Annotated in this window: 10 protein-coding genes; 8 read left to right on the forward strand and 2 right to left on the reverse strand. The window is 63.7% G+C overall.

Features of this window, described 5'->3' with window-relative positions; translation table 11 throughout:
• Window positions 1-40 precede the first annotated feature (40 nt).
• Window positions 41-976 (reverse strand): alpha/beta fold hydrolase, encoded by a 936-nt coding sequence (locus QM659_RS08655; RefSeq protein ID WP_164729897.1) that lies wholly within the window; start codon window positions 974-976, stop codon window positions 41-43.
• 277 nt (window positions 977-1,253) lie between these two features.
• On the opposite strand from QM659_RS08655, the gene bcsS reads away from it, so the two are divergent.
• A complete protein-coding gene (gene bcsS, locus QM659_RS08660) occupies window positions 1,254-2,051 on the forward strand; it encodes a cellulose biosynthesis protein BcsS (RefSeq protein WP_415188112.1) in 798 nt (265 codons plus the stop codon).
• A 172-nt stretch (window positions 2,052-2,223) separates the two neighbouring features.
• Here bcsS and QM659_RS08665 read toward each other — a convergent pair whose 3' ends face one another.
• Window positions 2,224-3,903 carry a hypothetical protein gene (locus QM659_RS08665; RefSeq protein WP_415188113.1) on the reverse strand — a complete coding sequence of 560 codons (1,680 nt, stop codon included), beginning with the start codon at window positions 3,901-3,903 and terminating at the stop codon, window positions 2,224-2,226.
• Window positions 3,904-4,092: 189 nt separating this feature from the next.
• On the opposite strand from QM659_RS08665, the gene QM659_RS08670 reads away from it, so the two are divergent.
• From QM659_RS08670 to rquA, 7 genes are all read left to right on the forward strand, one after another.
• Window positions 4,093-6,048: an acetoacetate--CoA ligase gene (locus tag QM659_RS08670; protein ID WP_415188114.1), complete on the forward strand. Its 1,956-nt coding sequence runs from the start codon at window positions 4,093-4,095 to the stop codon at window positions 6,046-6,048.
• Between the two features lie 684 nt (window positions 6,049-6,732).
• Entirely contained in the window at window positions 6,733-7,185 is a 453-nt protein-coding gene (locus QM659_RS08675) for a division/cell wall cluster transcriptional repressor MraZ (protein WP_127076765.1), read from the forward strand.
• Window positions 7,185-8,207, forward strand: a complete 1,023-nt coding sequence (gene rsmH, locus QM659_RS08680; protein ID WP_415188115.1) for a 16S rRNA (cytosine(1402)-N(4))-methyltransferase RsmH — start codon at window positions 7,185-7,187, stop codon at window positions 8,205-8,207. Before QM659_RS08675 ends, rsmH begins: the two co-directional genes overlap by 1 nt.
• Window positions 8,208-8,323: 116 nt before the next feature.
• Window positions 8,324-9,244: an alpha/beta hydrolase gene (locus tag QM659_RS08685; RefSeq protein WP_415188144.1), complete on the forward strand. Its 921-nt coding sequence runs from the start codon at window positions 8,324-8,326 to the stop codon at window positions 9,242-9,244.
• A gap of 50 nt (window positions 9,245-9,294) precedes the next feature.
• A complete protein-coding gene (locus QM659_RS08690; RefSeq protein WP_415188116.1) occupies window positions 9,295-11,694 on the forward strand; it encodes a TIM-barrel domain-containing protein in 2,400 nt (799 codons plus the stop codon).
• Between the two features lie 94 nt (window positions 11,695-11,788).
• Window positions 11,789-12,859 carry a sensor histidine kinase gene (locus QM659_RS08695; protein ID WP_415188117.1) on the forward strand — a complete coding sequence of 357 codons (1,071 nt, stop codon included), beginning with the start codon at window positions 11,789-11,791 and terminating at the stop codon, window positions 12,857-12,859.
• A 63-nt stretch (window positions 12,860-12,922) separates the two neighbouring features.
• On the forward strand, window positions 12,923-13,774 hold the full coding sequence (gene rquA, locus QM659_RS08700; protein WP_415188118.1) for a rhodoquinone biosynthesis methyltransferase RquA: 852 nt from the start codon (window positions 12,923-12,925) through the stop codon (window positions 13,772-13,774).
• The last annotated feature ends 71 nt before the right edge of the window (window positions 13,775-13,845 follow it).

A 13,845-nucleotide genomic window follows, 5' to 3' on the forward strand; every position in this document is an offset into this window, starting at 1 on the left:
GAACGCGGCGGTGCCTCGCGGTGCTGAGCCGCTCTTCGAATCAGGGGTGCCGCGCGAGGAACGCCTCGATCGCGCGCGCTGTCTCCTCGGGCTTCTCTTCCTGGGGCATGTGCCCGCATTTCGAGAACATCACGAGTTCCGCAGTCGGAATATCGGCCTTCAGCCGCTGCCCGAAGACCGACGGCACGACCTTATCCTCATCGCACCACATCACGAGCGTAGGCACGCGGATCGTCTGATAGCTCAGCGCGATCTCATCGATGTTCGGCGGCATGATCTGCTCGACCGTTTTCACGAGCGCATGCTTGGCAGCCGGGGACCGAAGCGGGCTGGCATATTCTGTGATGGAGCGCTCCGTGATCTTTTCGTGGTCGTAATAGGCGAGCTTGAGCCCCTGCTCGGACTGCACCTCCGGGGGCACGAGCGCCATGCCGACTTCGGCCAGACCCGGCACCTGCAGCATCCTGAAAAAGATCGGCAGCGGCTGCTTGTAGGCTACGCTGTCGACGAGCACGATATTCCTGATGCGCGAGCGAAGCGCGCCCTTCGCACGAAGCGCGAGCGCCAGCGTCACGCCGCCTCCGAAAGAATGCCCGACGATCGTCAGGTCCTTCAGGTTCTCCTGCTCGATGAACGCCTGGATGACATCGGCCTGATCGAACACGGAATATTTGTCATCGAGCGGCTTGTCGGACGCGCCGAAGCCGCGCAGGTCCACCGCAATGACACGATGCTTGCGGGCCAGATCGGGCATCACGCCCTGCCACGTGTAGCTCGACGTGGCGAAGCCGTGCAGCAAAAGGATCGGCTTTCCGCGCCCGCTCTCGGTCACCGCGAGGCGCAAGGGGCCGCCTGGCGCGCGCACGGTCTTGTAGCTGACGGCCGCCGCCGTCCCCTGCTGCGCCACCATCACCGGCGCGCAGGCCGAAAGCGCCGCGCAGAGCACTAAGCCGAGCAGAAGAAACCTGCGTCGCATCGATCCCCGCTTGCCTTGTCCGAAAACGCTTCGGAAGAGGCATTGTCCATTGGAAAGCGCAGAAAAAAGGGAAATCGAGGCCATTTTCAGCCGCGCGGCGCTGGAAAACGGTCCCGGACGGTGATTTGCCTGCCAACGGGCGCGCTCGTCAAGACGGAAGCGGATGTGTGTCACCTTCGCACCTGGCGCAGGAATCATTAAATTATTTGTAAAAAATGAATCGTTTTTTCTGCTTTGCGGCAGTAGGGTCATGCGCGGGAAGCGTATGAGTTTCAATATGTTGGATGTTGTCTTGCGTTTCGCGCTGACGCTGGCGGGAGTTGCGGCGGCAGTCGTGTCGTGTGCTGCGGGCGAGGCCGCGCGCGGTCCCCGCTTCGAGACCTACGTTACCGTCGATTATGCGGGACGCTCGGCAGCGGTTGCGGATTCCACCGTCTGGAGCCTTTTCGGACCCATCGACCGGGAGGGGGTGCGCCTGAAGCTCGACGGCCTTGTCGGCGTCTCCGGCGAGACGGACGCCGGCGTGTTTTCCAACGAGTTTTATGCGCAGCGTCTCGGCTCGGGCGGAAGCTTGTCGGCGGGCTATCAGGCCAATCGCGGGCCGCTCTGGATCAAGGCTTATGCGGGCGTGGCCTACGCAACGAGGATGGACCGGCTGTTCGACGCCGGCCACGTCGCCTGGGACGTGGACAGGCTCGAACGCAACAGCCAATTCGGAATGATCGCCTCATTGGACGTATGGTGGCGCGTAGCGGACCGCATATGGACGTCCGCGAACGCATCCCATTCGCAGATCCGCAACACAACCTCGCTCTACGGGCGCGCCGCTTACGAAATTTACCGCGATGATGCGATCCGCCTGTCGCTCGGGGCGGAGGGCTCCTTTTCGAGCTATGCCGAGACTTTCAGCGAAGGCGATACGACGGGGAGGAACGAGACCTACGCCAAGGCGGGCGCGCTCCTCAATCTCAGGTATGGAGCAAACGACATCTCGCTTGCGGGCGGCGGAGTGTCGGCCAGCGAGGAAAAGGACTATCGCGCCTATGCAACCTTGAGCGTCGGCCGCAAGTTCTGATTTTCGGCGTAACGAGCGGAATATGTCGCGAAGCGCGGCCAGCACCTCAGGCAAGCAGCCGAGCGAAGCGCGGTTGTCATCATGGCATCGGCAGGAAATGACGGGCGGCATTCCGGGCTGGGACCACGGGCTCCGAACGCGCTTTCCCTGCGCGGATTCCCCTTCGGGGGCCTCAGTTGGAAAGGCTGTCCTGATGCGATGACAGGATCGGTGCCGCAGCGGTGCCCGAGAGCACGAGCTTCGACGAGAATGCGGACGCCAGACCGCCTTTCGAGACGGCGCCGCCAGCCGAAACGGGCGCTTCCTCGCGATGGGAAGACAGCGTGCCGCTCACAGCCGCATCGGGCAACGCGATCCTGAGCTTGCCCTCGATCTTCTGCCCGTCATGTTGCCCCTGGACATCGAGATCGACGGCCCCGCCTGTCAGCCTGCCGTCGATGCGTGCCGCTGCGAAAGGAAACCTCTGACGACCGGCCGCGAGGAGGTCCGCGCCCGTAACCGCCGCGTCGAGCGCGCGCCCCGCCACGCCGTCGAGCGATCCGCCGAGCGGGAACAGAAGCGCGAAGCTGCCCGATGCGGCGCCCGTTTCGGGCAGCGCGCCCTCGCCGCCGAGCGGCACGTTCAAGCCAAGACGCAGGGTGGCCGGTCCACGAACCGACAGCGGCAGTTGCAGCGCCGATGCAAGCGCGCCAGCGTCAAGCCGCTTCGCCGTGCCGGTCACCGACATCGCGCCCGGCCGCGCGGGGTCGATCTCCACGCGGGCGATTGCATTGCCGCCGAAAAGCGCCAACTCCGCCACGTCCACGGAAAGATGGCCGCTCCGCGCCGTCACAGCCAGTGCGACCGGGCCGGCTTCCAGGCCGCCGGCGCGCAGGCGATCGGCGGAGAGTCGTATGTCGAGGTCGACCGCGCGCCGTTCATTTGTTGCGGGGATAAAGACGCCGCCCGATGCCTCAGCCGGGTTGCTGCCCACCGCCCGCGCCGCCGTCCACATGGGCGTCACGTCCAGCGTATCGTAAGCGAGCGTGCCTTCGATCCGCGCCCGATTGTCCGAAACATAAAATGCGAGTGCCCCCCTCGCGGTTCGGTCGCCGAACGAAAAGGACGCCTCGTCGAGGGAGACCCGATCGCGCGACCATGTCAGATCGCCCTTAAGGGAAAAGGCGCTCGCGGTTTCCCAAGGCGTCAGCGCCGCGAGGAGATTGGCTGCGGGCGGGCACTCTCCTGTCGTCTTGAGCCTTAATTGGCCAGAGACGCTATCCCCGTTGCGCTCGCCCTTAAAGGCGAAGTCGAAACCGGGCTTGTACAGACCCAGCGCGAAAGATCCGGCTTCCGTCGGGTTCGGACGCTTCAACGCGATACGCTCGAAGCTGATCCGCCTGTAGGGACGAAAGTCGCGGTCGGCGACATAGAACACCGGATTGCGCAGTTCGATGTCCGGAAGACTGCTGCGGTCGACGAGGGTCAAGGCAAGCCTCGCCGCCGCGAATTCATCCGCCGCGCCGCCGCGTGACTGGCGTTTCAGGACGAATTGGGGCGATGACACGACGAACTTTCGATATTCGAGATCGCCGAGAAGGAGGGATCGCAAATTCACCAAGGCCGTGACGGTCTCGGCGCGACCGCGCAGCACCGGATCGAGCCCGGGCGCATCATGAAAGCGGACGCCGCTCGCCTCCAGGGAGAGCGAGGCAAAACTGGCGACACGAAGCTGGCCCGTCAGAGTGACCTTGCCGCCACTCCAGGCGGCGAGTGCCTTCACGAAGCTTTTACGCGCGATATCGCCGTCGAGAAACCGCGGAATCGATATTGCGAAAAGGATCAGCGCAACCGCAGCGCAGAGCCCGCACAACGCCAGACTCTTCAAAACATATCGAACTTTTTGCGCAATCTGATACATCTTGAAGCAGGTGAGGAAACCAATGAAGCTGACGTTTCATGCGCCACAGCGCACAGGCTTCACCCGCTCATCCAAACGGGTGAGCGTTAAGGTTTAAAAACACTTTGTGACGCTGGCGAGTCTTTGCATCGGAGACTGCACATGAAATTGCCGCCGCTTTGGTCCCCTTCGCAAAAGTCCGTGGAAAACTCGCGTCTGGCGCGTTTCATCGCGGAGGTGAACGAGGCGGATGGCCTCGATCTTCGCACCTACGCGGACATCCACGCTTACTCCGTGCGCGAGACGGAAGCCTTCTGGGCGCGAGCCTGGGACTTCATGGGGGTCGTCGGGGAGCGCGGCAACGGCCCGATTTTCGTGCAAGGCGACACATTCGAGACATCGCGCTTCTTCGAGGGCGCGCGGCTTAATTTCGCCGAAAACCTGCTCCGCAAGCATAGCGACACGCCCGCGCTGATCTTCCGGGGCGAGGACAAGGTCGCGCGCACCCTGTCGTGGGCCGAGCTTCACGCGGCGGTGTCGAGCGCGCAACAGGCCATGCGCGCCGCAGGCATCGGCGAAGGGGATCGCGTGGCGGCGCTGATCCCGAACATGCCGGAAGCCATCATCGCGCTGCTCGCCGCGTCCTCGCTCGGTGCGATCTGGTCGAGCGCCTCGCCCGATTTCGGGGTGCAGGGCGTGCTCGATCGCTTCGGGCAGATCGAGCCTAAGCTCTTCATCGCCTGCGACGGCTATTATTACGCGGGCAAGACGCTCTACACCGGGGACAAGGTGGCGGAGATCGTCGCCAAAATTCCGAGCATCGAACAGGCGTGGATCGTGCCCTATCTCGGCCGGACGGGCGACGTGGCGGCGGCGTGTCCGAAGGCGCGCGACTGGAACGAGGTGCTTGCCTCGCATCCCGCAACGGATGTCGAATTCACGCGGCTGCCCTTCTCGCACCCGCTCTACATCCTCTATTCCTCCGGCACGACCGGCACGCCGAAATGCATCGTGCATTCCGCGGGCGGCGTCCTCATGCAGCAGATGAAGGAGCATCAGCTTCACTGCGATCTGCGCGACGGCGACAAGCTCTTCTATTTCACCACCTGCGGCTGGATGATGTGGAACTGGCTCGTCGCGGGGCTCGCCACGGGCGCAACGCTCGTGCTCTATGACGGCTCGCCTTTCCATCCCGGCGGCAACGTGCTGTTCGACCTCGCGGACGAAGTCGGCATCGACATCTTTGGCACCTCGGCGAAATACATCGACTCGCTGAAGAAGGCGGGGCTTCGCCCGCGTGACACGCACAAGCTTTCGAGCGTGCGCGTGATCACCTCGACCGGCTCGCCGCTCGCGCCGGAAAGCTTCGACTACGTCTACGACGCCATAAAACCCGACGTGCATCTCGCCTCGATCTCGGGCGGGACGGATATCGGCGGCTGCTTTGTGCTCGGCAATCCGCTCTCGCCCGTCTGGCGCGGCGAAATCCAGGGGCCGGGCCTCGGCATGGCGGTCGATGTGTTCGACGACGAAGGGCGCCATCTCGATCATGGCAAGGGCGAACTCGTGTGCCTGAAGCCCTTCCCGTCGATCCCGGTCTATTTCTGGAACGACGCCGACGGCACGAAATACCACAACGCCTATTTCGACCGCTTCCCCGGCCTCTGGCACCATGGCGATTTCGCGGAATGGACCGAGAATGGCGGCATCGTCATTCATGGCCGTTCCGACGCCACGCTCAACCCCGGCGGCGTGCGCATCGGCACGGCGGAAATCTACCGGCAGGTGGAACAGCTTGAGGAGATCAAGGAAGCCATCGTCATCGGGCAGGATTGGGACAACGACGTGCGCGTCGTGCTGTTCGTGGTGCTGAACGCGGGCGCCGTGCTCGACGAAGGGTTGAAACAGAAGATCAAGGCGAAGATCCGCCACGGCGCGAGCCCGCGCCATGTGCCCGCCGTCATCGTGCAGGTGCCGGACATCCCGCGCACCAAGTCGGGCAAGATCACCGAAATCGCCGTGCGCGACATCGTGCATGGCCGCGCGGTCAAGAACACCGAAGCGCTCGCGAACCCCGACGCGCTGGACCATTATCGCGATATCGGGGATTTGCAGTAAGTGACGAGGCGCTCGCCCCGGCAGCCAACGCGAGGGTGAAAGCAGGGTTCGCGTGAAGAAACGAGTCTGATCGGCAGGCTTATGATGCTCCCTTGCCGTTTGCTATAAAAATATAGCTATATTTCAGTGACTTAGTCGACACTTTTATTGTGACCGTTGCGCCAGATCACTGCGCTCTGACGCGCATCGCGCCGCGCCAGCCGAGGCCCGCGCAGGGCGCACCCGCCATCAAGCCCACTCGCCAAACGCAAGCTCTGGTGCTCAAACGCCACCCCGCGCGCCACTCTTGCGTATCGCGCTCGCGGTTCACGTTTTCCTTACCTTTCTGCAACGCGCGATAGCCGTCTGTTGACGCCCACAATTACCCATGTTATCCCATAAATGCCCGTTCGGAAGGGGGCGATTCGGAGGGAGAGAAAACAGCTTTCGCCGGGCAAGGCCACAGCACGGCAAGGTTTCTCCCTCCGATCCATCCGCTTTCCGCACTGAATGGACGTTTACAGGATCATTTTTGAAATTTTACGTCGCAGACTGCCCGTTAAAGTCGATAGTTTGTGTCCCACTCTGGTTTTTTGTCGTCTGGGTATTTATGGGTAATAGCGGGTTTCGGTTAACGATTTGCCACGGCACAGGATGCGCGAGCCGTCGCAGTGTGCGTTTCGGACGGAGGCGTGGATTTGAGGGATGGATGAATTTGCTTCGCGCATCGACAGCAAGGTTGACCAACGCGGGCGCGTCGCTATTCCTGCGCCATTCCGCGCTATCCTTGCCCAGGAAGGCACGAGCGAAATTCACTGCTATCCGCATCTCGACTACGCTACGATCGAGGCTGGAGGCTCTCGGTTGGTCGAAGAAATCAAGGGAATTGTCGGGCGGCAGCCAACGGGCAGCGCCCTTCGCGAAGCGCTCGAACTCGTCTATTTCGGCGAGTGCGAAAAGCTCAAGATCGACCCGGACGGGCGAACCGTTCTGCCGAAGCGGCTGCGCGATCATGCCGGAATTACAGAGACGGCGGTTTTCGTCGGCCTTGGCAACAAGTTTCAGATCTGGGAACCAGAGGCTTACAGCAAGTTTCGTGAACGCGCGCGCGAACAGGCGCTTGCGCTTCGCAAAGAGCTCGGCGCGGGGAGCCGCTGATGAAGCGGCGCAGACGTGGGGGCAACAGGGATGTGGCGGATCGCGGGAGGCCGGTAGAGGGCCCGTCTCCCGACAGCGGACCGGTCCGTCACATTCCGGTGCTACTGAGGGAAGTGCTGGAAGCGTTGCATCCAGGGGTGGGGGAACGCTTCATTGACGGCACCTTTGGCGCGGGCGGCTATGCCCGCGCCATCCTTGAGGCCGCGCATTGCGACGTGCTCGGCCTCGACCGCGACCCGACCGCGATAGCGGCGGGTTGCGCTCTCGAAGCTGGCTTTGCGGGCCGGTTGAAACTCGCCGAAACGCCCTTTTCCGAGATGGAAGACGCTGCCCACGCCATCGGCTGGAAGAGCGTCGACGGCGTGGTGCTCGATCTCGGCGTCTCCTCCATGCAACTCGACGAGGCGGAGCGCGGCTTCTCCTTCATGCGCGACGGGCCGCTCGACATGCGCATGTCGGCGAGCGGCCTTTCCGCCGCCGATATCGTCAACACCTACGAGAAAGACGCCATCGCCGACATCCTTTATACGCTCGGCGAGGAGCGCCGCTCGCGGGCCATCGCAGCCGCCATCGTGAAGGATCGCGAGACGGCGCCCTTCGAGCGCACGGGTCAGCTCGCAGCGCTCATCGCGCGCGTGCTCGGTCACAAGCCGGGCGATCCGAAGCACCCGGCAACACGCAGCTTTCAGGCGCTGCGCCTTTATGTGAACGACGAACTCGGCGAGCTCACACGCGCGCTCGAAGCCGCCGAACGGCTGCTCAAACCCGGCGGGCGGCTCGTCGTGGTGAGCTTTCATTCCCTCGAAGATCGCATCGTGAAGCGCTTCCTCGCGGAGCGCTCGGGCAAGCGCGCCAAAGCATCGCGCTACATCCCTGACGCCGGGGACGTCAGCGCGCCGACCTTCGAGCTTCGCGACCGCCACGGCGTCGAGCCCTCCGAGGATGAAGTGGCCGCAAACCCCCGCGCGCGCTCGGCGCGCCTGCGCTGGGCCGTCCGCACCGCCGCACTGGCGCGAAGCTGAATGGCCGGGAACAACACGTTCCCGGCGGTCGCAGTTTGTGTCATATAGAAAGCACAAGGCGCCCCGCGTTACGCTTGGACGAAGGCTTGAACGAAGGCGAAAAGCGATTGGGGGGCATGGTGTTCAACCGCCGGACATTTCTTGCGACAGCGGCCGCAGCGCTTCTTACTGGAGGCCGCGCGCGTGGCGCTCTTCCCGACGCTATCATTCCGCTCTGGCCGGGCGAGCCTCCGGGCGGCGGCGGCCCGACCGGCCCGCTCGCCATGTCGCCGCGCGGATCAACGAGCGCAATCGCAGCACCGTCCGTTCAGGTGTTCGCGCCGCAGAGGCCGAACGGGTCAGCTATGATCGTCGCGCCGGGGGGCGGCTACAAGCGCATCTCTCTCCAGAACGAAGGCATTTCCCCGGCCCTTTGGCTCGCACAGCGGGGCATCACCACCTACGTGCTGAGCTATCGCCTGCCGCGCGAAGGCTGGCGCGCCGGTCGCCTCGCGCCGCTACAGGACGCGCAGCGCGCAATCTGCATTGTACGACGCGGCATCGGCGATTTCCGTCCGCAGCGCCTGGGTGTTCTCGGCTTCTCGGCCGGCGGTCATCTCATGGGGCTCGCCGCGATGCGCCACGACTTCGCGAGTTACCAGCCCGTCGACGGCGCGGACCGCGAGCCGGCGCGAACGGACGCAGCAGCGCTGATCTATCCGATCGTGACGCTGGAGCCTCCTTTCGACAGCACATCTTCGCGCGTCGAGATGATCGGGCAAAGCCCGCCTCTCCAACTCGCCGATGCCTGGTCTGTCGACACCTACGTCCGCGCCGGGTGCCCGCCGGTGTTTCTCGTCGATGCGAAGGACGACACCATCGCCAACCCGCAGCACTCGCGGATCCTCGCTGACGCATGTCGCAAGGCGGGCGTCCCGGTCGCCCTGCACGAGTTGCCCTCCGGCGGACACGGCTTCGGCATGGGCAAGTCAGGGACTCCGTCGCAGGCATGGCCAAACTGGTTCGAGGCATGGCTGCGGGAGGTCAACCTGCTGTGAGCCCCGGCTTTCGCCGCTGTTGAGCCATTTTCGCGTCCCAAGCTTGGCGCATGCGGGTGTTGACGGGTGGAACCCTTCTCTCGGCATCGGGAAACCGGGCCGAGATGGAACTTGAGCGCGGCTATCGGCTCACACTTTCCTTCCATGGAGCGAGGACGGCGCGGCTTCTGGTGACGCGGCCTCGCGGCCTTCGCTCGCCTCGGACATGGTCGCTCTCGCCCGAGCTTTCGAGCGACGACGCCATCGATGGCCGCGACCGGCTCGACGCGACGGGGCTTGACGTGGAGCCGATCCGCACAGCCGATGAGACACCCCGCACGATCGTCATCGAGACGGCGCTGATACACGCCGAAATCCGCCGCGCGCCGCTTGGCCTGACGTGGTCCTTCCGCGAGCGCGAAGACGAACCGTCCCGCGTGGCGCTCACGGATCGCCAGACGCAAGCCTATCTGTTCGACGAGCGAGGCAACCGCTTCGCGCATTTTCTCGCCAGCGATCCGGCGGCGGGCTATTACGGCTTCGGCGAAAAGACCGGCGACGCCAACAAGCGCGGCCGCCGCCTCCGTATGCGCACCACCGACGCGATGGGTTACGACGCGGAGACGTCGGACCCTCTCTACAAACACATCCCGTTCTTCCTGGTGTTGCACCCCGATGCGAGCGCACCGGCCGCCGGACTTTTCTATGACAATCTCAGCCATGCCGCCTTCGACATGGGGCAGGAAATCGACGCCTATCATGGCCCGTTCACGAGCTTCGAGGCCGAAGACGGCGACCTCGATCTGTGGCTGTTTTTCGGGAGCTCGGCGCGCGACATCACGCCCGCTTTCACTGCGCTGACAGGGCGCACCGCGATGCCGCCGCGCTGGTCGCTCTCCTATTCCGGCTCCACGATGCACTACACGGAAGCGCCGGATGCCGAGCGGCAACTCACGGGATTCCTCGCGCAGATCCACGAACACGCCCTGCCCTGCGGCTCGTTCCATCTCTCGTCCGGCTATACAAAGCGCGGCGAAGGGCGCTACGTCTTCTCATGGGACAGAACGCGCTTTCCCGACCCGGCGCGTGTCGCCGCCGCTTTCAACGCGAGCGGCGTCAGGCTCATCGCCAACGTGAAGCCCGCAATGCTGATGGATCATCCGCGTTTCGCCGATGTCGAGCGCTTCGGCGGTTTCGTTCGCGAGGCGGAGAGCGAGCGCCCCCATGCCGCGCAGTTCTGGTCTGGTAAAGCCGCTTATCTCGACTTCACCAATCCCGAGACGAGCGCCTGGTGGACGGCGCAGGTCAAGGAACAGCTTCTCAGCCACGGCATCGCGGCGACGTGGAACGACAACAATGAATTCGAGATATGGGACGGCGAGACGCGCGCGGACATGAACTGGCGCGGCGGCAAGATGGCCTGCCTGCGCCCCGTGCAGACGAACCTGATGCTTCGCGCGTCGGAGCGCGCGCAACGCGAACACGCGCCCCGCAAGCGCCCTTTCCTTGTGTCGCGATCGGGCGGCCCCGGCCTTCAGCGCTATGCGCAGACATGGACGGGCGACAACGCCACCTCGTGGAAAACGCTGCGCTATAACCTTCGCATGGGGCACGGGCTCAGCCTGTCGGGCCTCTATAATTTCGGCCACGACGTCGGCGGCTTCGCAGGCCCGAAGCCGGAACCGGAATTGTTCATGCGGTGGATCGAACAGGGCGTGTTCTGGCCGAGGTTCAGCATTCACTCGTGGAACGACGATGGCAGCGTCAACGAGCCATGGATGTACCCCGAGCTTCTGCCGCTCGTTCGCGAGGCGTTCGAGCTTCGTGAGCGGCTTGTCCCGCTGCTGTATACGCTACTCTGGCGTGCGCATGCATATCACGAGCCGATCCTGAGGCCGCTTTTCTACGATTTCCCCGACGAAGCTGAAGCTTATGTCGAACACGACGCTTTCATGCTAGGCGCGGGTTTGCTCGTGGCGCCCGTCGTGGAGGCGGGCGCGCGCGAACGGCGTGTCTGGCTGCCCGAGATATCGGGCGGCTGGCATGCGCTTCACGGCGGCGCGCATTTTGCGCCGGGCTGGCACACAGTGGACGCGCCGCTCGGCCGCGCACCCGCCTTCGTTCGCGCCGGAGCCGTGCTGTCGCTCGGCCCGTCGCCCTCCTGGCAAAGCGGCCCTCTGACCCTTCGCTTCTTTCCCGGCGGCGACGGCAAGCTGTCCCTTCCGGTCTTCGACGATGACGGCGAAAGCGTCTTCGATCCCACATCGCCGCCCTGCATCCTCACTATCCTGCGCGAGTGGCAGGCAAACCGCTGCTCGCTGCAAATCGAACGAGAGGGCAGCCGCCCGCCGCGTTGGCCTCATCTTTGCTTTGAGGATGAAACAGGCCAGTCCATCGCGATCCATGTTAACGGCAACGAAGATGTTCAGCAGTTGCAAACGTCGGAATTACCGTTTAAAGCGCCTGTGTGAGGGACGAACCCGCACCCTTTTTCTAACAGCTTGACCTGAACATTGGCGCGTTGTTCTGACGTGTTCCGCTAACGAGGGAGAACATTCGCGCATCATGCCGGATACGGACAAAACGCAGGTGGAAGAACTCCTCGACATGCCCGATCTTGCGGAAGCGCTTCATGACGATCGCTTCCAGCAATTCCTCGACAAGATGCCGATCGCGCTTCTCGTCGGCGCGACGGACGGGGACGAGCGCATCATTTATGCGAACCCCGCTTTCGAAAAGATCGCCGGGGTTCCGCTCTCTGCCGTGACCGGAAAAACCTGGGACGTGCTCGCCGAAGTTTCGGAAAACGGCGAACGCGACCTTTTGGCCGCCATCATGAACGAAAGCGCCGACCACGTCGGCGTTTTTGGCATTGCCCGGCCCGACGGGGAGACGGCGAAGGCCGATGTCTATTCGGCCGTCATCGTGGGCGACGATGGCGAGCCCGCGTTCCGGCTCGTCGCGCTGATCGACGTCACCGCCTATATCGCGGACGACAATCCCGAAATCGATTTCGGCAAATCGCTCGGCGACCAGGAACTTGCGCTGCTTGAACTTCAGCACCGCGTGAAAAACAACCTTCAGCTCATCACGGCGCTGATAAGGCTGGAGGCGCGCCACTGGCCCGAAGGGAAGGAACCGCTGAACCGGCTCGCCGGGCGTATCGAAGCGCTCGCCATCCTCTACAGCTTCCTGAACGCGAAGCCCGAAGGCGACGAGGTTGATCTCGGCGCGTACATCAGCCAGCTTGCAAGCGCTGTCATGCGCTCTCACGCGATCGAAGGCGTGCGCCTCGAACTCAAGGTCGATGTCTTTCCTGTTTCGGTCAACGTCGCGATGCCGGTCGGCCTTGTCGTTAACGAACTCCTGACCAACGCGCTGAAACACGCCTTCAAGGGCCGCGAAAGCGGCTCGATCACAATCGAATGTCTCGGCGGCGACGATGGCGGCCGCGTGGTGGTGGCCGACGACGGCGTGGGCCTTCCGCCCGAAACCAAATGGCCGGAAAAGGGCAACCTTGGCGCTCTCATCGTGCAGACGCTGAAGGAAAACGCGAAAGCGACGCTCGAACTCGAAACCTCTTCCGACGCGGGTACGCGCGTGACGCTGACGCTTCCTCCCGCTGTACGACTTTAGTTGCGGCATTTTCGACACTATGCGACACCTTCGCGAGGCGTTCACTTGCAGGAAACCCTACCGGTGTCTAAATTTTGGGCGATGCCAATCACCTCGACAACGAGCGCGGAAGCGCAAGCCATAACCTCGCGCGCTGTATCCGGCAGTGGGGTTTTTCACCCGAAAAATCAGGGCTTTGAGGTGGAGGGCGCTTACACTCCCCCGGCCTACCTGCAAAAGTACTACTGGTGGACCTATGTCCATCCGGCGGCAGTCCGCATATTTGAGCGGCAGTGGCTGATCGACCTCATCCTGTGGGGCAACTACCAGTCCCTGCGCGAGGCGGCGCTTGACGAATTCGGCGCGAAGCTTCCCGGCGCGACGCTTCAGATCGCCTGCGTCTATGGCGACCTTTCGGCGCGGATCGCGGAGCGCGCGAAGGCGGGCGACGGCACGCTCGACGTGGTGGACGCGCTTCCGGTGCAGTTGAAAAACCTCCGCGCGAAGCTGCCGGAGGATGCGCCTGTAAGCCTCACAGCCTCAAGCTCAGCCAGCCTCCCCTTCGCGGATGCAAGCTTCGACCGCGTGCTTCTGTTCTTCCTCCTGCACGAGATGCCGCGCGACGTGCGCGAGGCGACGCTCGCCCATGCGCTGCGCGTGCTGAAGCCCGGCGGCAAGCTCGTGATCGTGGATTACGCGAAGCCGCGCCTCTGGCATCCCGCGCGCTGGATCTGGTATCCGGTGATCGGCCGGCTCGAACCCTTCGCGAAGGAGCTTTGGAGCAGCGATCTGCGCATCTTCATGCCTAAGGCGTGGCGCAACGCGAAAATGCAGCGGTCATCTTATTTCGGGGGCCTCTATCAGAAGGTCGTTCTGGTGAAGGACGCGGCCCTCGCCCCTTCGCCAGCCATGCTCGACGAGGTCACAGCCGAATAACCGCAACCGAAATCGCGGCGAGAGGGCCGAGCGGGGATAACTCCGCGCGCGGGGTTTCTGCGGCTTGCCTC

The organism is Rhodomicrobium sp., assembly GCF_047605405.1.
GTDB classification, from domain to species: domain Bacteria; phylum Pseudomonadota; class Alphaproteobacteria; order Rhizobiales; family Rhodomicrobiaceae; genus Rhodomicrobium; species Rhodomicrobium lacus.